Source organism: Williamsia sp. Y853 (genome assembly GCF_056786495.1).
Map to the genome: position 1 here is coordinate 176,401 of NZ_JBXCJC010000006.1, position 19,097 is coordinate 195,497.

A 19,097-nucleotide genomic window follows, 5' to 3' on the forward strand; every position below is an offset into this window, starting at 1 on the left:
TCACGTGATGTTCATCGGACCGGTCTCGACCACCGACCGCAGCAAGCCGAGATCAACGCTCGATTCCTCGGCCGAGGCGATGCAGGCCGCCACGTCTTTGGCGATGTATGGACCGGCCAGGTCCGTGAAGCCCTGGAGTCCACCGATGAGCTGTAGTGATTGCGCCGCCTTGCTGGCACCGCTACACACAGCCAAGGCCTCGAGCAATTGAGCTTCTTCGACGCCCAGCTTTTCCCCGAGTTGGATCGCAGAGGCGACCAATTGAGCATTGGCGGCGAACAGCACATTGTTGATCAGCTTGAGCGCCAACGCACTTCCCACGTCACCGGTGTCGATGATCGGGTCGGCGTACGCAGCCAGGACCGGCCGGACGCGTTCACGTACCGGCTCCGGGCCTGCCAGCAAGACGGTCAGCGTGCCGGCGAGGATGTCATCGGCAGATCCGCTCACCGGTGCATCGATCAGCTCCGGGCCGTCGGGATACTCCGTCTTCAGTGTGGTCAGGGTGCTCAGGAGTCCGGTGGTGTGGGAGACCACAACGGAGCCCGATCTGGCGTTGGCCATGTACCCGCCCTCTCCCCGACCAAGCTCCAGAAGCTGAGGGTCGGAGAAGACGCACAGGATCGTGATGTCGCTACCGGCAGCGACCTCGGCAACCGAATCCGCAAGCCGTGCGCCCTGATCCGCCAGTCGGGTCCGCACCTCCTCTTTGCGCGCATAGAGCAGCACGTCATGGCCTGCGGCGACCAGACGGGTGACCATGGGCTCACCCATCTGCCCCGCCCCGATGAATCCGATCACGTCTGACATTGCCTCATCCCTCCTCATCCCTACTCGTCATCCCTACTCGTCACCCTTACTCGTCACCCTTTCCAGGGCTTGGCTTTGATGTAGCCGCCGGCATCGATCCGCAACTGCGTGCCGGTGATGTACTTCGACGCGTCGCTGGCGAGGAAGACCACCGCGTCCGAGACGTCCTGCGGTTCGATGTACGGCACCGGCATCGCCTGCATCGCAGGGAAGCCCATCTCGGCGTCTTCGCGGGTCGGGGCAGCCAGATCGGGGCGGAACACCTTGTACATGCCCTCGTTGTGCAGCATGTCGGTGTTGACGTTGGTGGGGTGGACCGCGTTGACGCGAATCATCCTCTTGGCCAGCTGAATCGACAGATCGTTGACGTACCGGGCCACGATCTGCTTGGCCAGGCTGTACGCCGAGCCACCCGGTCCCTGGTTGGTGGCACTTCCGAGCTGCGCGGCCAGTGAACCGGTTGCGATGATGGAGGACCCGTCGGCGATATGCGGCAGGCTGGCTTGGATCACGTTGAAAACACCGGACAGATCCGTATCGATCGTGTCCGACCACGACTGCATGGTCTGCCCGTCACCCATCGCGCAGATGCCGGCGTTCGCGACCACGATGTCGAGCCGTCCCAGTTCTTCGACACCGTCGGCCACCGCCTTCCACACCGCGGCACGTTCGCGGACATCAACCACCGCGGTGACCACCCGGACGTTCTCCTTCTCGATCAGCCGAGCCGTTTCCTCCAGATCTTCGGGCCGGGCAAGCGGATAGGTGTTGCCCTCGAGGTCGGCGCAGATGTCCAGTGCGATGATGCTGGCACCCTCGGCCGCCAGATTCACCGCGTGCGAACGCCCCTGGCCGCGTGCGGCACCCGACACCACCGCCACCTTGTTGTCCAGTTTTCCCATGTGCTGATCCCTTTGCTCGTGATGGATTCGGTCTGTGCGTCGCCGAACGCGGCACGCCTCAGTGCGGTTTCGGCGCCCGGTGCGCGACGGTCTTCGTCTCGAGGTACTGCGCAAAACCTTCGATGCCGCATTGCCGCCCGACACCGCTGTTCTTGAAACCGCCGAACGGTGCGTCGGCGCCGTAGAACATCCCGCCGTTCACGCCGATCGATCCGGTCCGGATGCGGCGCGCGACCTTCAACCCGCGCTCGGTCGAACCCGACATGACCGCACCGGCGAGTCCGAAGGCACTGTCGTTGGCGATCCGGACCGCATCGTTGTCGTCGTCGAACGGGATGAGCACGGCCACCGGGCCGAAGATCTCGTCCTGGGCGATGGCAGCGGAGTTGTCCACTCCGACAATCACAGTCGGTTGCACGAAGTTGCCGCCAGCCAGATACTCGGGCAGGTTGTCCGGGGTTCGGCCACCCGTGACGAACTCGGCGCCGTCGGCGCGCGCCCGATCCAGGTGCGCAAGGATTCTCGACTTCTGCGCATCGCTGATCACCGGACCGACAAAGGTACCCGCATGGGCCGGATCACCAACGGGAAGCATTTCGAACCCAGCGGCCACGTCGGCCACGGCATCATCGAACAGCGACCGGTGGATGAGTATCCGTGATGTTGCCGCACAGGCCTGACCCGCGTGAGCGGTGGAAGCCAATGCGCCGTAGATGATCCGGCTCGGGTCGGCATCATCGAGCACGATCAGCGCCGACTTGCCACCGAGTTCGAGGAATGTGCGTTTCATGGTGGTCGCGCCCTGGCGCATGAGCAGCTTGCCGACGTCGGTCGACCCGGTGAACGAGAGCATGTCGACGCGCGGATCGGTTGCAAGCAACTCCGCGACCTCGTTGAAGGGCGTGGTCACGACATTCACCACACCGGCCGGGATGTCGGTGTGCTCGGCGATCAGACGGCCCAGCCGCGCGGCATTCCACGGGGTGTTCGGATCCGGTTTGAGTACAACGGTATTGCCTGCCGCCAGTGCCGGACCAAGCTTGTTGAGGATCACTTCGATCGGGTAGTTCGACGGACAGATCGCCGCCACCACACCCACCGCTTCCTTCACGACAGTACGTACATTGCGCTCGCCGAACAGTCCCCCGCCGTCCAGGACACGTTCCCACTCAAACCCCTCGATCAGGTCTGCCGGATAACGCAGTGACTGCGCCAGCGGCCAATCCAGTTGCGCATCTTGTGTTGTCGCCGCCGGACAGCCGACCTCGGCGATCAGTTCCTCACGCAGGTCCTCTTGCTCGGCCTCGATGGCCGCCTGTAATTGCCCCAGGCAGCGTCGCCGCATCGCGCGATCGGTAGACCAGTCCGTCTCGTCGAATGCCCGCCGGGAGGCGCTGATCGCCCGTTCCATATCCGCCGTACCCGCCGCGGCGGTCACTCCGAGGACCCGTCCCGTCGCCGGGCTCAGATTGTCGTATTCGGCGCCATCGGCCGCACTGACCAACTGTCCATCGATGAGCATCCGCGTCTCTGCTCGGCGACCGACGCGTTGTCCGAGTTCCACACTGGTTTCGGCACCCTCGATACCCGGCCCTTCGATGCTGACGTTGCTCAAGTCGTCTCCTGATCATCGAGAACTGCATAGGTACCGACGCGGAACCGCGTGAGCCCGGACGCTGACGGGCTGACTAACTGTAATTCTTACAGTAGGCTCGAACATTATGTGCGTCAAACAGTTGGAAAGGGAGTGCGAATGTCCTCATTGCTGAGCGGTGTCACCGTGGTCGAGCTGGCTTCATGGACATACGTCCCGAGCGCGGGCGTCATCCTGCGCGACTGGGGCGCCGATGTGATCAAGATCGAGGACACCCGTGGGGGCGACCCCTGTCGGCAGCTCACCGTCGGCGGACTGCAGCCGCAGGACTCGCGGGTGAAGGTCAACTTCATGATGGAAATCGGCAATCGCGGCAAACGCAGCATCGGCGTTGACATCAAAACCCCCGACGGCAAGGCGATCTTCGCCAAACTGATCGCCGAAGCCGATGTCTTCCTGACCAACTGGCTGCCCGGCCCACTCGAACGGGCCGGCCTCACGGTCGACGCGCTACGCGAACTCAACCCACAGTTGATCATCGCCCGAGGCAGTGGGCAGGGATCACTGGGCCCCGACCGCGACAAAGGCGGATTCGACGCCTCCGGCTACACGGCCCGGGCCGGGGTGGCCTACGCACTGACACCCGACGGCAGCGAGTTCCCGTTCGCCCAGGGTCCGGCATTCGGCGACCTGCAGGGCGGCAGCACGCTGGCCGGCGGTATCGCCGCCGCACTGTTCCATCGCGAGCGCACCGGCGAACCCGATATCGTCGACGGTTCCCTACTGGCACAGGGTATGTGGGCCGTCGCACCGGATATCGTCGCCGCCGACCACTACGGGATCGATCGAATCCCCGCGTACCCGCCGGGCGAAGCTCCCAACCCGGTGGTCAATCGCTACAAGACCCGCGACAATCGGTGGCTGCAGCTGGTGTTCCTGCAGGCCGACCGATACTGGGCCGGTTTCTGCGACCGGATCGGACGTCCAGAACTGGCGACCGACGAACGGTTCACACCGATCGCCAACCTGGTCGCCAACAAAGATCTCGCCACCGCGGAGCTGCGAAAGGTCTTCGCCGACCGCGATCTGGCGGAATGGGGCAAGATCCTGGCCGACGAGCCCGGCGTCTGGGCCGGCCTTGCCACACCCCGTGAAGTCCTCGACGACCCCCAGGTGGCCGCCAATGGCTACCTCCTGACGGCAACAGACGACGACGGTGTCGCCTTTCAAACCGTCAGTGCACCAATTCAATTCAACAACACCGCACCCGATGGCGCCCGCGCCCCCGAATACGGTGAACACACCGAGACCATACTCCTCGAACTCGGCATGGACTGGGACGAGATCATCGCCGCAAAAGAGGCCGGCGCGATCATCTGACCCGGGGCAACAAACCCGAACAGACCGAAAAGAACTCTGGCGCCGGGGATTCCCCCGGCGCCAGAGTTCTTTCGTTTGAGATCGGTCAGGTTGTTCAGGTGGCCTGGCGCGTGAAGAGGGCAGAGACATCGATGGGTTTGATGTCGACAACCGTGCCGTCTTCCTCCGCCATGCCGATGAGTCCGTCCTTCGTGCAGACGTTCGGTGTCACCGGAATCGGCTTGGTGCCGCACTGAAACGTGAGACCGGCTGCCATCGGTACCAATTGAGGCTCCGGCATCGCTGCGAGTCTGGCCGCGATCGTCTCCCGGTTGATCTCGCCGTCCATGCCGTTCAAGGCCCGCTGCAACGACACCAGGCCAACCCAGGGAGATCCGGCCGTTTCAGCACCTTGACCGTTGTATTTGGCCAGTGTTGCCGCGAAGATCTGATAGTCCTTCTGCGTCGGCGACAGATCTCTCGACACCCCGACCGGCATGTCCGCGTAGCCACCGGGGATCTGAGAAGCAACGTCCTCGCCTCCGATGCACTGCGTGATCAGCATCGTCTCCTGATCGGTGTTCAGTGTCCGCATCGCCTTGAGCACTGCCGTACAGAACGGGACGTCACCGAGAATGTGGAACATGTCCGGATCATTCGACAACGCCGCCTGTACCTGCGGGGTCGCGTCAGCGGTTCCCGGCGGGATCGTCACCAGATCCATTTCCACCCCGGCATTTCCAAAGGCCATCGGGCCGAGGAACTGGATCGGCTGCACCGCGTTCGGCGCGTCGATCGCAAGGATGGCGACCTTCTTGTACCCGTTATCCTTGGCATATGCCGCCGGTGTTCCGAGAATCGGTGCGAGCGGATTGCCCAGGACAAAGGTGTTCGGGAGCGACAACACCTGTTGCCCGCCACCGGACACCGACAGATAGGGCATCCCCGACGGAGAGGTGATGCTCGCAACGGTGTCGGCATTCGCGAACTCACCGGTCACCGTGATCACCGCATCGGATTGGACGAACTTGTTGGCGCATTCACGGGCGGCTGCGACCTGGATCTGATCTTCACACACCTCCGTGAGCTCGATCGGCCTGCCGTTGATACCACCGAGGTACTCGTTGATGTAGCCGACGGCCGCGTTCGCCGCCTTCAACTCCTCGACGTGGGTCGCCGCATTGGCCCCGGTCCACGCGAACGCGATCGGAATCGGCTCACCCGTGGCCTGATTGACCTCGCCCAAGACAGACTGGTCGGCTGTGGTCGAATCCGATGAGCTGCTGTCGTCGCTCGAACACCCGGTGGCGACAAGCGCCACGACAGCCGCGGCGCAGGGCAGAACGGCCCACCGCTTTCTCGACAAACTGAACATGTACTGATCTCCTGACATTTGAGACGCTTGCTGGGGCTAGGTGTTCGGCGTTACGGCAATGCCACCTCCCAGGTACGCGGCTTCGAGTCGCTGCGGCGCGCTGCGAAGTTCTGTCGCGGTACCGCGGAGCGTGACGTTGCCGTGCACCATCACAATCGCGTGATCGGCGACCTCGAGGGCCAGGCGCACATGTTGTTCCACGAGAACGACGCAGGCACCGGTGGTTTCGGCGATCTGGCGGACAACCGGAAGCAGACCCTCCACGATCACGGGGGCCAGGCCCATGCTCATCTCGTCGATGAGCAATACCTTCGGTGCCTGCACCAGCGCTCGGGCGATGGCGAGCATCTGCTGTTCGCCACCCGACAGTGAACCCGCCGCCACCTCCCACCGAGGCTGCAAGGCCGGGAACAAGTCCACGATCTCCGAGATCTCGGGGCCACCGCGCCGGTGTGCGATGGACAGATGTTCTTCGACGGTCAGCGAGCTGAACAACGCCCGATTGTCCGGTACCAGAACCAGACCCGCACGATTCGCCGCCACCGGACGGCCACCGGCGAGCTCACGACCGTCCACGCTCGTCGTGCCGCGCAGTGGTGGAAGCAATCCCGCCATCGTCCGCAACAGTGTTGATTTCCCGGCGCCGTTCGGACCGAGGATCGCAAGCACAGACCCGCCGGGAACCTCCAGATCGAGCTTGCCGACCACCTTGACCTTGCCGTGGCCTGCCTCCAAACCAATAACTTGCAAGCTCATTTCACGGCCTCCCCGGCAAAGGTGCTTCCGAGGTAGGCCTCGGTGACCGCGCGATCGCTACGTATCTCCGCGGGCGTGCCGGACGCGAGTGTGCGACCGAAGTTCAACACCTCGATGCGGTCACAAACACTGAGCACCAAACTCATGTCGTGCTCTACCAGGACAATCGTCACCCCGCTCGCCCGGATGGCCATCAACCGCTCACCGAGCCAATGACTTTCGGTCGTATCGAGTCCAGCGGCCGGCTCGTCGACGAGGAGCACTTTCGGCCGCCCCGCCAGCGCTCTGGCGATCGACACGAGTTGGCGCTGGCCCTGCGACAGTTCACCGGCACGAATGTCACCGACCTCGGACAGTCCCAGTAGTTCGAACACCGCGGTGACGTCGTCGTCACCTCCTGGTCCATGGTCGGCGCCGCGGGCCGAGAGGCCGACCAGTACGTTCTCCCGGACGCTGAGATCCTCGTACAGGTCGATCGCCTGGAATGTGCGGGCCAATCCGGCTCGGATACGTTGGTGGGTACGTTTTCCCGTGAGGTCCTCGCCGTCGAGGGTGATGGTGCCGGTCGAACGTGCCAGCCCACTGATCGCATCGATCAAAGTCGACTTGCCCGCACCGTTCGGTCCGATCAGGCCGATGATGGCGCCTCGCGGCACGTCGAACCCCACGTTGTCGATCGCCACCACTCCGCCATAGCGAACCGTGACCTCGCGCAGGCTCAGAATCGGTTCACCGAGCTCCACCGGGCTGTGGTCGGCGTCCGGGACATTCACCGCCACAACAGATCCGACGCGACCACTGGTGGAGGGCCGTCCCATCCGCGCGATGGCCCGGTGCGCGGGTCCGGTCAGACCCTCGGGGTTGAGCAGAACGATCAGCACCAGCCCGACGCCGACAGCAACCTGATACCAATCCCCGGTGCTGTCCCCGATCATCTGGTCTGCGGCGTAGAAGACCAGACCACCCGCTCCGAGGATGCCGCTGAGGATGCCACCGGAGATCGAGGTCACCCCCGCGAGATAGACGGTGGCAAAGAGAGTCAGACCGGCGATGGCCATGAACGGCTGATAGGAGATGTTCGTCTGTTGATACGCGTAAAGGCAGCCACCGATGCCGGCGATGAATGCACCGATTGCGAACGCCAGCAACTTGGTTCGGGTCACATCGACACCGGAGGCCGCGGCAGACCGTTCGTTGGCGCGGACGGCCAGCATCCGAGTGCCGAGCCTGCTCCGTCGCAGCAACGCGATCCCGACGGCCACCGCCACGAGTACCACCAGGCACAGCAGGCCGAACCCGATCCGCGGATAGTCGTTGCCGATCCCGATCCCGAGGTCGATTCCGAACAGCTTCGGTGCCGGGACCTCGATTCCGCTCGAGCCGACGATGTCGGTGTTACGGAACCACAATGCCTCGATCGCATAGGCCAGCGCGAGGGTCACCACCGCCAGCGTCAACCCGCGGACGCGCAACGCCGGGAGTCCGATCATGACCCCCAGTACCGTGGCCGCCGCTGCCGCCAGCAGGGGCGCGATCGGAAATGGGACGCCCCAGTTCTCGGTGATGGGTCCGACCAGGAATGCTGCGGTGCCTGCCAAGGCGAGCTGTGCCAGTGACACCTGCCCCGCGTAGCCGGTGACAACAACCTGCGAGAGTCCGATGACCGCGAGTATCAGGCTGGTGATCAACGCCGACCGCACGTCACCGCCGAGTGCGATCACACCGACCGCAGCGACCGCAGTCGCCACGATCGTCGTCGACCACAATCGCCTGGGATATGGCGCACTGCCCAATTCGGCAACGATGACCCCGCCTCGGGAAGGAAGCGGCCGAGCCCAGGCGACCAGAACTATGAGGATCAGGACCAGCGGGACCAACTCGACCAGACCGGTCGACGGGAGCCATTCATAGACCCGCGGTAAGTACGTCGCCTCGGACTGCAACATCCCGATCGCGAACCCGGCGGCCGTGGCCGCGAGCACCGACGTGAAGCGTCCCATGATCGCCGCGGCCAGCGCCGGAACGATGAAGAGCGTGTACGCCGTCGGGGTGAGCGGAACGATCGGCGAGATCAAGATGCCGCCGAGGCCCGCCACACCGGAACCGATCATCCAGTTGTAGGCAGCGGTCCGATCGGGTGAGACCCCACTGACGAACGCACCCTCTTCACTTTCCGCCGCCGCGCGGGTGAACAAGCCGAAGCGGGTGAACCGATAGGCCGCGGCCAGCGCAACCGCGATGGCGATGATCGTGAGCGCGAAGTAGATCCGGTCCTGCGGGATCCGAACATCGCCAACCGTCCAGATGTCGACGGGGAAGATGGCATCGACTCCAACCGGAAGCGTTCCGACCTGCTTGGCCGCCACCGCGACCATGACAAGCATCAAGGCGATGGACGCAACCGCCCGCGCGATCGGCGGTGCCTTGCGCAGCGGCCGGAAGATCACGACGTACATGACCAGACCCAGCAGTGCGCAGAAGATCACCGCGATGATCGTGGAGATCAAGAATCCCGGATCACCGCCGATATCCACGGATTTCGGCGCCCCCGGGACCAGGAGCACGAATTCGCCTTCCCGCAGGAAGGCATACACGTACGCGCCGTACAGCGAGATCGCACCGGTGGCAAAGTTGACGACCCCCGAACTCCGATAGATGAGCACCAGAGCCACTGCGAGAGCAGCGAATACACCACCGCTACTGATACCTAGGACGAGGAATTGAAGATGCTCGGTCATGGGCGGCTTTCTTGAGATCGGAGGCCCGACACCCGGCCCCGTGATCGGCGGCCGAGGCTGTCGGGCATGCCCCTACGGTAAACGAAACGGTAGGAACAATAGTTGAATTGGGATTACTGGGACATCCGACCCAAAAGACTTATCGTCCGATCATTGGACACAAACAAGGGCGCCGATCTGCACGTGGGCAGATCGGCGCCATCAGCCGGGGTCGAGCGGCTCTCCGCTAGCCCACCTGAACCTTCGCATCGATACCGAGCAGCCTGGACATGTTGCCACCCATGATCTTTCGGGTGTCCTCTTCGGAGAGGCCGGCAAGTTTGTTGTCGATCAGACTCAACGGGTCCTGCAATCCTTCCGGATGCGGCCAGTCCGAACCGAAGAGAACGTGATCGGCTCCGAGCAGGTCGACCACCTCGGCGTAGCTGTCCTCCCAGAAAGGGTTGACATACACGCAACGCCTGAATGCCTCAATGGGGTTCTCCAGGAACAACTGTGGCAGCTTCTTGTAGGTGTTCTCGAGGTTGCGGAACAATGTCGGCAGCCAGTCCGCCCCGTTCTCGATCAGCAGGAGTTTGAGATCCGGCACCCGCGACAGGGTCCCGTGACAGGTCAACGCGGTCATTGCATCCTCGATGGCGCGACTGCCCATCGCGGCCGTCCGAAAGCCCGTGGTCGGGGCGAACGGCTTGAACTCCGATGCCGGCTCCCAGATGTTGAGCACTTCGGAGTAGCCACTGTCCGAGGCATGCATCGACACCGGGATGCCGGCATCGACGCAGGCCTGCCAGAACGGGTCGAACTCCTCGAAACCGAAAGACCGCGACCCCCTGAACCCGGGAACCGGTGCCGGACGCACCAGCACCGTGCGGGCTCCCCGTTCGAGGGCCCAGTGCAACTCCTCGATGGCGCGGTCCACGATCGGGAGCGTGATGACCGGCGTCGCAAAGATCCTGTCCTCGTAGTTGAACGACCACTGCTCGAACATCCACTCGTTGAGCGCGTGGATCACATCGTGTGTCAGTTCCGGATCGTCCTTCAGACGCTCCTCGACAAGGGAGGCCAGCGTCGGGAACATCAACGCGTAGTCGACACCCAGCTCATCCATCTTCTCCAGACGGGCCGCCGGTTCCCGGAACGCCGGAATCGATTTCATCGCCTTGCCCATGATCTCCCGGGCACTTTTGCCCTCCGGATTTCCGTTGCGGAAGTAGTCTTCCTGCGCCCCCGGTGCGGCAACAACGGAGAATGTCGGATTGGGGATGAACTCGCTGATCGTGTCGCGGACGACGATCTTGGTGCGCCCATCGATGTCGACGTAGCGGATCGTGCCCTTGGCGTGTTCCGGGAGGAACTTGGTCAGGGCCTCCTGTGTCTCGTACATATGGCTGTCGGAATCGAACACCGGGAAGTTGACTTTGCGCGACGGCATGATTGCACGCTCCTAGTTGTCAAAATTGTTGTGCACAGGAATGATCGGCTGTTCCTAACCTGCTTTGGCCTTCGCCTGCGAATAGTCGGGGCGTCCCAGCCCGAGAGCGTGCTGCGCGATCATGTTGCGGAACACCTCCAAGGTGCCGCCGTAGATGCCACACAGCGGAGCCCAGCGGTACAGGTACTCCGATGCACCGTCATCGGTGGCGCCTTCGGTCTCGACCGGCAAGGTCGACGCGGTACCGAGGATGTCCATCAGATCCGGGGCCGTGTCACGCATTGCCTGGGCGATGGCCACCCGGCCGAACATGCCCGGCGCCGACAGCGACGCCTCCATCCGGGCGGCACTGCGACCGAGCCGATACGCCACCGACGAATCATCGAGAGCCCTTTTACCGGAACGTGTCTCACGTGACACCGCGGCCGCGACCTTGTCGACGGTTGTCGCCATGTACAGGCCCTGATGCATCATGATCGCGATGTCGTCCAGACCGTCGGGCTTGCGCTCGGTCACACCGTGCTCGACACTGAGCGGCCCCATCAGCACGGCCCACCCGCCGTTCACCTCACCGAGCCGGTAGCGGTCGTCGACCTCGACGTCGCTGTAGTAGACGATGTTCGTCCGGTCCCCGTCGACGGTACGGATGCCCTGGATCTCGACGCCAGGTGAATCCAGCGGCACCAGGAACATCGTCAGGCTCTTGTGTTTCTTGGCGTCCGGGTCGGTGTTGGTGATCAGGAAGACGTATTTGCTGTTGTGGGCACCGGTGGTGAACATCTTGGACCCGTTGATGATCCAGCGCTCACCATCCCGCACGGCTCGGGTCTTGGAGGTGGCGATATCCGAACCCCCCTCGGGCTCGGTATAACCCAGGCACATCCGGATGTGACCGCTGAAGACACCAGGGAGCACCTCGTCCCGGAGTTCTTGCGAACCGAACGACAACACCGACCGCGCCACGATCGATGTTGTCCCCCACGTCACCCACGGAGCGTGGGACCGACGCTTCTCCAGCTGCCAGATGCGCCGCTGGATCCGAGTGAAGCCACCTTCGGTCTCCGTGTGGAATTCGGCCGAGAGATAGCCCGCCGCACCCATTGCCATATGTACTGCCTCGTCGAAGTTGTCGCCGCTTTCGCGATCTCGGCGGATCACCTCGTCGGTGACATGGGTTCCGAGAAATGCACGCACATCGTCGAGGAACGCCTGATCTTCCGCTGCCAGTTCGACCTTTGAGAAATCCATGTCCGCGTCCCTTCCTAGACCGTTACCGGCGTCGGCGTATGCGCCCGAAACGTGTCCTGCGCGCTTTCGCGAGCCCCGATGATCTCGGCAACCCGCCGCGCACTGATCGCCGGATCTCCGCCCGCCAGCGGCCATCCTCTGGCGCGGACGAGGTACGCGGTGGCCGCCGCTTCGGTGGTGACGCCCAATCCACCCTGGACGTGGACGGCACCGGCCGCCGAGCGCGTGGCCTCTTCTGCCATGTAGACAAAGGCCGCAGCGCCGAGCTCACGCCGCTCGTCCGGCTCGTTGTCGAGGAACCAGGCCGCCCGCCGCGACAGATTGCGGCCCGACTCCACCACGATCGCCATGTTGGCCAGCGGATGTGAAATGCCTTGCAGTGTCGAGATCGGAACGCCCATCGTGTAGCGGCTCTTGGCGAACTCGGCAGCGATCTGCATCGTCTTCTCGACCAGACCGGCCAGAGCCGCGGCGGTCAGCACCCGCCATTCATCGCGCGCCAGTTCGTATTCGGAAATCGCCTCTGGCCCACTGGCCACCACGGTGCGATGACCGCCCCCGGCAGGATCCACCCAGGCCATCGGCAGGTGTCCGATGTTGCTGACCCGGGCCGGCCGGGTGTCGGCGGTCAACCTGACGATGTTGTCGCCGTCTCGCAGAATGATGTGGTCGGCCGCCGAAGCCGCGGCCACCAGCCGGGGTCCTTCCACCTCGTCGCCGTGTGGGTCCAGTACCACCAACTGTCTACCGGCGACAACGTCCCGCGTAAACGCGGAATCTTCTTTCAGCACACCGGTTCTGGCCAGCAGCCGCGCCGCACACACGTGATCGATCCATGGGACCGGCGCAATAGACTTGCCGATCTCCTCGGCCACCAGCGTGAGGTCGACCAGGGTGGCACCGTCACCGCCAACCGACTCCGGCACCGCCATCGATGTGGCACCGGTGGCACACAGTCGTTCCCAGAGGTTCTTGTCGATACCTTCGGGTTCGGCGGCGCGAACCACTTCGATCCCCGAATGGGTGCTGAAGAACTTCGAGTAGGCCACCTGCAGGTCGAGCTGGTCTGGCGACAGGGTGTAATCCAGCCTGCGCAATTCGTAGCGGTCCATGATCATTGCTCCATATCCGGGGTCACTGCTCCTGTATCGCGCCGGTGAAGAAGAAGTCCTGAGCGTTGTTGTAGAGGTAGTTCTCGAGCACATCGGCAGGCAGATCAAGTGCTGCCGCTTCCGGCAAAACCCGCCGCATCGGCAGTACCGGCCAGTCCGAACCGAAGATGATCTTGTTCGGCCCACGGGTCCGCATGTAGTGCAAGAGGCTCTCCGGCAGACGTTTCGGCGACCAGGCCGATGTCATCAGCCGCAGATTGCTGTATTTGACGAGAAGCCGGATCGCCACGTCCCACCAGGGATCGGCCCCGTGGATCATGCACAACCGGAGCTCGGGAAAACGCACGCAGACCCGGTCGAGATGGATCGGATGTTGCACCTCACCGGGTATCGGCGGGCCGGGTATCCCGGTGTTGATACAGAGCGGCAGGTCCAGGTCCACGCACTTCGTGTAGAGCGGGTAGTAGACCGCGTCACTGGCCGGATACATTCCGTCACCCCAAAAGCTCGGTCCCACCACCGCATACGTCACCGGTAGGTTTCGGACAACCGCGGTCAGTTCCCGGAGTGCGGGCATCGGCTTGAGCAGGTTGATGCCGCCCATCGCGAGGGTGAACCGGTCGGGTTCGGCCTCGACGAACTTACGTGCGGTGGTCGACGGAGTTGCGAGGTTGTCCATCAGGATCGCCTTGCGCACACCCTGCTCATCCATCTCGTCGAGTAGTTCGGCCATATCCACCGGTCCGAACATCGACTTGGGACCTTTGAAGTAGTCGTCGCGCACCTTCAGCATCCAGCCGGGTTGCTGCGCGGTCTCGCCGAAGTGGACGTTGACCAGGCAATCGATTGCCGGAGTGACGATTGCTTGTGTTGGCATGTGAACGAATCCGTTTCTACAGTGCTGAGGTCACGGGACGGGCTGTGTCACAGGCAGATTCCAGCTCTGCCTTCGCCCACCGGTAGTCGGGCTTGCCATTGCCGAGTCGTTTGACCCGTTCGACGAAGATCACCGCTTTGGGCACCTTGAACCCGGCCAACTCCAACTTGCACAACGCTCGCAAGCTCTCCACGGTCTGCCTCGAACCGGGCTCGAGCGCGACCAGCGCCACCACCTCCTGGCCCCAGCGATCACTGGCCCGACCGAGCACCAGAGCGTCGGTGATACCCGGTTGCCTCCGCAGTACGGCTTCGACCTCTTCGACGAATACCTTCTCGCCGCCGGTGTTGACCACAAGCGAGTCGCGTCCGAGAAGTCGCACCGTGCCATCGGCGTCAAGGGTCGCCCGGTCACCGGGGATCGACATCCGCACCCCGCCGAGTACCGGGAACGTGCTCTCGGTGGCCACTCGATCCTGGAAGTATCCAAGAGGGACCCGACCCGCGCGGGCAGTCCAGCCGATCTCGTCGTCCCCGGGGTCGAGGACCCGGGTGCGATCGGCCGAGACAACCGTTCCGCCGGGCCGGAGTCCGAAAGTCTCCCCCAGGGCACCCTTCTGGCTCGTGTAGAAGCCCAGACCACCGGTCTCCGATGATCCGTATCCGTCGATGACCATCACATGAGGTAGAGCTTCCAGCAACGCGGTCTTGTGGATCAGGTTGGTCGCCGCCCCGCCGGAGGCAATGGCGTACATCGATGACAGGTCGTAGCTCTTGCGCCCCAGCTCCGCAGCGATCGGCGCCGCGTAGGCGTCCCCGACCATCGTCATGAGCGAGACCTTCTCCCGCTCCGCCGTTTCCAGGACCGCCCGGGGATCAAAGTGGTCGCGGTCGTCGAACAGCACCACGGTCTGCCCGGTCAGCAGTCCCGAGAACGCCGTCCAGATACCTGCCGCATGCACCAGCGGCGACACCGCAAACCAGACCTGACCGCCGGTCAGTGCGATGTTGTGGAGGTCGGTGGCGGACTCGTAGTCATTGCCGGCCAGTGACGACACATAGAGATCACTCTGTCGCCACATCACCCCCTTGGGTCGCCCGGTTGTGCCACCGGTGCACTGCATGACGATGTCGTCGGGTGAGGAGGGCAGCGTCCTGTCCGGATCACCCTGTGCCACAGCATCATCGAAGGAGACCGCGCCGTCGACGTGCGGCGCGTCGCTGCCGTCAGCGACCTCGATCAGGAGCTCGACCCCTTCGGCAGTCAACGCCGCGGCGAACTCGGGGCCGAATGAGCGGTGGTAGATCACCGCTTTCGGGCGAACGTAGGCGAGAAGTTCGGCGATCTCCCGCGCCGTGTAGTTGTAGTTCACATTGACCGGGACCACGCGGGCCTTCAGGCAGGCGATCATCGCATCCGGGTAGAGGTCGTTGCGCATGATCAGCGCAACCCGGTCTTGTCCGCATTCCCAGCGTTCGTGTTCGGATTGCGAGGTGTGGATGCCGAGGCCCTGATCGACGAGGTAATTGGCCAGCCGGCGTGTCCGCGCGGCCGACTCGGCGAATGTGCTCCTCCGCGAGCCACATACCGTCATCACCCGATCCGGTATCGCCGACGCCACTTCGTCGAGCACATCACCGATCGACCATTCCCTCATCGGCCCGCCTTCTTCTCGGGCCCGGCGCCTGCCACAACGGGTGAACGACCCAGCAACTCCAAGGCGTTGTCGCGCATGATCTTCCGGACATCCGCCTCGTTGAAATCGGACAGGTCGTCGGCGAACGACACCGGAGTCTCCAGCCCCTCACCGTGCGGCCAGTCCGAGCCGAACAAGATGCGCTCGACGCCGATCAGCTCGGCAAGCGCCGGCATGTCCTCCTCGTAATACGGGGCCGCCCACACATGGTTGCGCAGCGTCTCGACCGGATCGCCGGGGAATGACCGCGGGAACTGATTGGCAAGCTTGGCCAGACGTTTGGCCAGCCGGTGCATCCAGTCCGTACCGTTTTCGATGCTCGCCACCCGAAGCGTGGGGTGACGGTCGAACACGCCGTGAACGATCAGCGAGGCGATGGTGTCGTGTATCGCCCGATCATCGACGACGATCTTGTCGAACGGGTCGGTGGTCCCGAATCCTTCGAAGTTCGCCTTGCCACCCCACATCGCAGCGATGTTGAGATATCCGCTGTCGCTCAGGTGGAAGGCCACGGGTATACCGGCTTCGGCCAGGCGCGCCCAGACCGGATCATGCAGGCGGTCCCCCAACGACCGCGGCTTCGGAATCCCGGGAACCGGTGCGGGCCGGACGCAGACCAGCTGCGCACCCCTTTCGATGACGGAATCGACTTCTGCGGCAGCAGCTTCCGGATCTGCAAAGGAGATGATCGGTGCCGTGATGATCCGGTTGTCAGCGCGTGCAAAACCCCAATCCTCGTCCAGCCACAGGTTGAATGCGTGCAAAGAGGCCATCGTCGCGGGTATGTCGTTGGTCAACGCCTCCTCGACACCACACCCGAATGTCGGGAACATCAGGATCGTCTCGATCTCCTGCTCATCCAGGATCGCAACCCGGGCGCTGCGCTCGCGATACTCGGGGCGCATCTCGATACTCTCGACCTGCATCAGGGAGGCCGGGTCGACCCCGTCGGGGATCTGGCCCCGGAACATCAGATCGAGGCAGCCCGGCACGATGATCGGGTCGAACGATGGATTGGGGATGAATCGGTTCACCCGGTCACCGATGATCGCCATCGTGTGCCGCCCGTTGTCGGCGAACTGCACACCCCGGCGGCGGAACTTCTTGTCGAGGTGTCGCGTGAAGGCGTCGAGCGGTTCGTAGTAGTGGTTGTCGACATCAATCGCCCGGTACGGAAGCTTCGGCATTGAGTGTCCTTTCGATCCGGCGAGCGGTGAATTGTGTTGTTGGAGCACCCGTTGCCGCGCAGTGGAGCTGTTCACTGCAGCGGCGGGAAGTTCGGCTTTCGCTTCTCGAAGAAGGCCAAGATGCCTTCGGAGAAGTCCGGTCGGGTCAACGAGTGACCCATCAAAGCCACGGCGCGGGAACCGGCTTCGCCCACATCGCCGGTCGAATCCCGATACGCCTGCTCCTTGATGTACGCCAACGAACTCGGGGCGCACTGCAGGGCAATACCTTCGGCGTATTCGAGTACCCGCTCCATGAGTACCTCGGTGGCGACAACCTCTTTGATCAAGTGGAGATCTGCGGCCTCGTCGGCGTAGAAGGTACGACCGCTGAGCAGCAGATCCATGGCCACACCCCATCCGACCAGTCGCGGGAGTATCCAGGAGATGCCGTTCTCGGCGACCAGCCCCCTTTTGGCGAAGGGTGCCGCAAACTTTGTGCCCGTGGTGGCAAAACGGACGTCGCACATCAGGGCCAGTACCAGACCGATGCCGACGCAAGGCCCGTCGATGGCCGCGACAACGGGTTTACGCAAGCCGGTCAGAAACGACACCGGCCGATCCCCGATGATCTTGCTGATATCGACATCACCCGTGCGCGACAGCGAGTCACCGATGGTCTCGGATGAGCCGAGGTGGGCGCCGGCGCAGAACGCACCACCGCTGCCCGCGACGACCAACACCCGGATATGAGGAGCCGCTTCGGCCCGATCGACGCACTCGTAGAAGGCATTTGCCATGTCGATCCCCCAGGCGTTCATCCGATCCGGACGGTTCAGCGTGAGGACGGCAACCCCGGCATCGGTCTCGGAATACAGAACCGCCTGATCGATATCCGCCTCGGACACAGCGGCACCTCCTGAATTGGGTAAACAGCCCCGAGGACTCTCTGGCACCACTACTGTATACCTATCGGTAGTGCATTCCACAAGGGTTTGCACAGGCCACGGGGGCCACCCTCACGTCGGCCGAACACGCTGCCGCACCGTCAAACGGAGACCCAGCTCACAGACCTGGCAACGGTGGTTACTGCACGGTCTTCGGTAACGTTTACGGGGACGATCAAGTACGACGGCGGACGCGCTCGTCGGCAGACGAGTGTTGACGGAAGTGGTTTCGAAATGGCAAAGCAAAGCGCTCCAGCGAAGCGGCAACGGCGAGAGCGTGGATCCATTGATCCCAACGACATCATCAAGGGTGCATTCGAACTGGCCGAAGAGGTCTCGATCGACAACCTCAGCATGCCGCTGCTCGGCAAACATCTCGGTGTCGGAGTCACGAGCATCTACTGGTACTTCCGCAAGAAGGACGACCTGCTCAACGCGATGACCGACCGGGCGCTGGGCCAGTTCGCCCGGGAAACCCCGTTCCCGCAGAACCGGCCGTGGCGCGAAACGCTCAGCGAACATGCGTACGGGATGCGCGAGACTTTCACCGCGAACCCGATCCTGTGCGACCTGATCCTGATCCGGGGGTCGATGAGTCCACGGGCCGGACAACCCGGTGCGCAACTGATCGAGCTGGCCGTCGCCAACCTGGTGAAGGCCGGACTGTCCCTTGACGACGCATTCGACACGTACTCGGCGGTCCAGCTCCACGTGCGCGGTTCGGTTGTCCTGGCGCGTCTGCACCACAAGCAGAAGGCTGCCGACCCCGAAGCCCGCGCGTACTACGAGCACCTGATCATCACGCCGGAGACGACGCCGCTGCTCTCCGAAGGCGTCGGTCGCGGGCACAGCATCGGTGCGCCGGACGACAAGAACTTCGCCTTCGGTCTCGAATGCATCCTCGATCATGCGAGCCGGCTGATCGAGGCCACGTCGGCAGGGGCGGCAAAATCATCGGCATCGCCACGCCGCAACGGCAAGACACCTGAAGCGAGTTAGCCAAACTGCCTGCGAACACGGCGAATACAAACCAGACTCATCGAAGTGGCCTCATGGACAAGGCATACGACAACATTTCGGCTGAG

15 protein-coding genes are annotated in these 19,097 nt (G+C 63.4%); 2 read left to right on the forward strand and 13 right to left on the reverse strand.

The features are described 5' to 3' along the window. From AC1TPF_RS26505 to AC1TPF_RS26515, 3 genes are read right to left on the reverse strand one after another with little or no spacing between them, the layout of a single operon-like run. Window positions 1-810 carry an NAD(P)-dependent oxidoreductase gene (locus tag AC1TPF_RS26505; protein WP_482145784.1) on the reverse strand — a complete coding sequence of 270 codons (810 nt, stop codon included), beginning with the start codon at window positions 808-810 and terminating at the stop codon, window positions 1-3. Between the two features lie 53 nt (window positions 811-863). Next, the gene (locus tag AC1TPF_RS26510; RefSeq protein ID WP_482141996.1) at window positions 864-1,712 is read right to left on the reverse strand and encodes a mycofactocin-coupled SDR family oxidoreductase; all 849 of its coding nucleotides are present in this window, start codon (window positions 1,710-1,712) and stop codon (window positions 864-866) included. A 58-nt stretch (window positions 1,713-1,770) separates the two neighbouring features. Next, complete coding sequence (locus AC1TPF_RS26515; RefSeq protein WP_482145785.1) at window positions 1,771-3,327, reverse strand: aldehyde dehydrogenase family protein; 1,557 nt, start codon at window positions 3,325-3,327, stop codon at window positions 1,771-1,773. 138 nt (window positions 3,328-3,465) lie between these two features. On the opposite strand from AC1TPF_RS26515, the gene AC1TPF_RS26520 reads away from it, so the two are divergent. After that, complete coding sequence (locus AC1TPF_RS26520; RefSeq protein WP_482145786.1) at window positions 3,466-4,686, forward strand: CaiB/BaiF CoA transferase family protein; 1,221 nt, start codon at window positions 3,466-3,468, stop codon at window positions 4,684-4,686. A 94-nt stretch (window positions 4,687-4,780) separates the two neighbouring features. Here the strand turns inward: AC1TPF_RS26520 and AC1TPF_RS26525 are convergent, their stop codons facing one another. The 10 genes from AC1TPF_RS26525 to AC1TPF_RS26570 form a co-directional block, all read right to left on the reverse strand. Continuing rightward, window positions 4,781-6,040, reverse strand: a complete 1,260-nt coding sequence (locus tag AC1TPF_RS26525; protein ID WP_482145787.1) for an ABC transporter substrate-binding protein — start codon at window positions 6,038-6,040, stop codon at window positions 4,781-4,783. Window positions 6,041-6,076: 36 nt separating this feature from the next. Next, on the reverse strand, window positions 6,077-6,796 hold the full coding sequence (locus AC1TPF_RS26530) for an ABC transporter ATP-binding protein (RefSeq protein WP_482145788.1): 720 nt from the start codon (window positions 6,794-6,796) through the stop codon (window positions 6,077-6,079). Beyond that, window positions 6,793-9,534, reverse strand: a complete 2,742-nt coding sequence (locus AC1TPF_RS26535) for an ABC transporter permease subunit (protein WP_482145789.1) — start codon at window positions 9,532-9,534, stop codon at window positions 6,793-6,795. The genes AC1TPF_RS26530 and AC1TPF_RS26535 overlap by 4 nt, the downstream gene beginning before the upstream one ends. Window positions 9,535-9,760: 226 nt before the next feature. Beyond that, a complete protein-coding gene (locus tag AC1TPF_RS26540; RefSeq protein ID WP_482145790.1) occupies window positions 9,761-10,966 on the reverse strand; it encodes an amidohydrolase family protein in 1,206 nt (401 codons plus the stop codon). A 54-nt stretch (window positions 10,967-11,020) separates the two neighbouring features. Next, the gene (locus AC1TPF_RS26545; protein ID WP_482145791.1) at window positions 11,021-12,214 is read right to left on the reverse strand and encodes an acyl-CoA dehydrogenase family protein; all 1,194 of its coding nucleotides are present in this window, start codon (window positions 12,212-12,214) and stop codon (window positions 11,021-11,023) included. Window positions 12,215-12,228: 14 nt separating this feature from the next. Then, window positions 12,229-13,326, reverse strand: coding sequence for an acyl-CoA dehydrogenase family protein (locus tag AC1TPF_RS26550; RefSeq protein ID WP_482145792.1), 1,098 nt, complete (start codon window positions 13,324-13,326; stop codon window positions 12,229-12,231). Window positions 13,327-13,348: 22 nt separating this feature from the next. Further along, entirely contained in the window at window positions 13,349-14,203 is an 855-nt protein-coding gene (locus tag AC1TPF_RS26555; RefSeq protein ID WP_482145793.1) for an amidohydrolase family protein, read from the reverse strand. 16 nt (window positions 14,204-14,219) lie between these two features. Continuing rightward, a complete protein-coding gene (locus tag AC1TPF_RS26560) occupies window positions 14,220-15,860 on the reverse strand; it encodes an acyl-CoA synthetase (protein WP_482145794.1) in 1,641 nt (546 codons plus the stop codon). Further along, window positions 15,857-17,086 carry an amidohydrolase family protein gene (locus tag AC1TPF_RS26565; RefSeq protein WP_482141985.1) on the reverse strand — a complete coding sequence of 410 codons (1,230 nt, stop codon included), beginning with the start codon at window positions 17,084-17,086 and terminating at the stop codon, window positions 15,857-15,859. The genes AC1TPF_RS26560 and AC1TPF_RS26565 overlap by 4 nt, the downstream gene beginning before the upstream one ends. Window positions 17,087-17,157: 71 nt before the next feature. Beyond that, window positions 17,158-17,973, reverse strand: a complete 816-nt coding sequence (locus AC1TPF_RS26570; protein WP_482141984.1) for an enoyl-CoA hydratase — start codon at window positions 17,971-17,973, stop codon at window positions 17,158-17,160. A 273-nt stretch (window positions 17,974-18,246) separates the two neighbouring features. Here AC1TPF_RS26570 and AC1TPF_RS26575 point away from each other — a divergent pair, with 273 nt between their 5' ends. After that, on the forward strand, window positions 18,247-19,011 hold the full coding sequence (locus AC1TPF_RS26575) for a TetR/AcrR family transcriptional regulator (protein WP_482141983.1): 765 nt from the start codon (window positions 18,247-18,249) through the stop codon (window positions 19,009-19,011). Window positions 19,012-19,097 lie beyond the last annotated feature (86 nt).

Coding starts and splice junctions, on each gene's coding strand:
- AC1TPF_RS26505 (WP_482145784.1), bottom strand. CDS start 810: ATGTCAGACGTGATCGGATTCATCGGGGCGGGGCAGATGGGTGAGCCC.
- AC1TPF_RS26510 (WP_482141996.1), bottom strand. CDS start 1,712: ATGGGAAAACTGGACAACAAGGTGGCGGTGGTGTCGGGTGCCGCACGC.
- AC1TPF_RS26520 (WP_482145786.1), top strand. CDS start 3,466: ATGTCCTCATTGCTGAGCGGTGTCACCGTGGTCGAGCTGGCTTCATGG.
- AC1TPF_RS26525 (WP_482145787.1), bottom strand. CDS start 6,040: ATGTTCAGTTTGTCGAGAAAGCGGTGGGCCGTTCTGCCCTGCGCCGCG.
- AC1TPF_RS26530 (WP_482145788.1), bottom strand. CDS start 6,796: ATGAGCTTGCAAGTTATTGGTTTGGAGGCAGGCCACGGCAAGGTCAAG.
- AC1TPF_RS26535 (WP_482145789.1), bottom strand. CDS start 9,534: ATGACCGAGCATCTTCAATTCCTCGTCCTAGGTATCAGTAGCGGTGGT.
- AC1TPF_RS26540 (WP_482145790.1), bottom strand. CDS start 10,966: ATGCCGTCGCGCAAAGTCAACTTCCCGGTGTTCGATTCCGACAGCCAT.
- AC1TPF_RS26545 (WP_482145791.1), bottom strand. CDS start 12,214: ATGGATTTCTCAAAGGTCGAACTGGCAGCGGAAGATCAGGCGTTCCTC.
- AC1TPF_RS26550 (WP_482145792.1), bottom strand. CDS start 13,326: ATGGACCGCTACGAATTGCGCAGGCTGGATTACACCCTGTCGCCAGAC.
- AC1TPF_RS26555 (WP_482145793.1), bottom strand. CDS start 14,203: ATGCCAACACAAGCAATCGTCACTCCGGCAATCGATTGCCTGGTCAAC.
- AC1TPF_RS26560 (WP_482145794.1), bottom strand. CDS start 15,860: ATGAGGGAATGGTCGATCGGTGATGTGCTCGACGAAGTGGCGTCGGCG.
- AC1TPF_RS26565 (WP_482141985.1), bottom strand. CDS start 17,086: ATGCCGAAGCTTCCGTACCGGGCGATTGATGTCGACAACCACTACTAC.
- AC1TPF_RS26575 (WP_482141983.1), top strand. CDS start 18,247: ATGGCAAAGCAAAGCGCTCCAGCGAAGCGGCAACGGCGAGAGCGTGGA.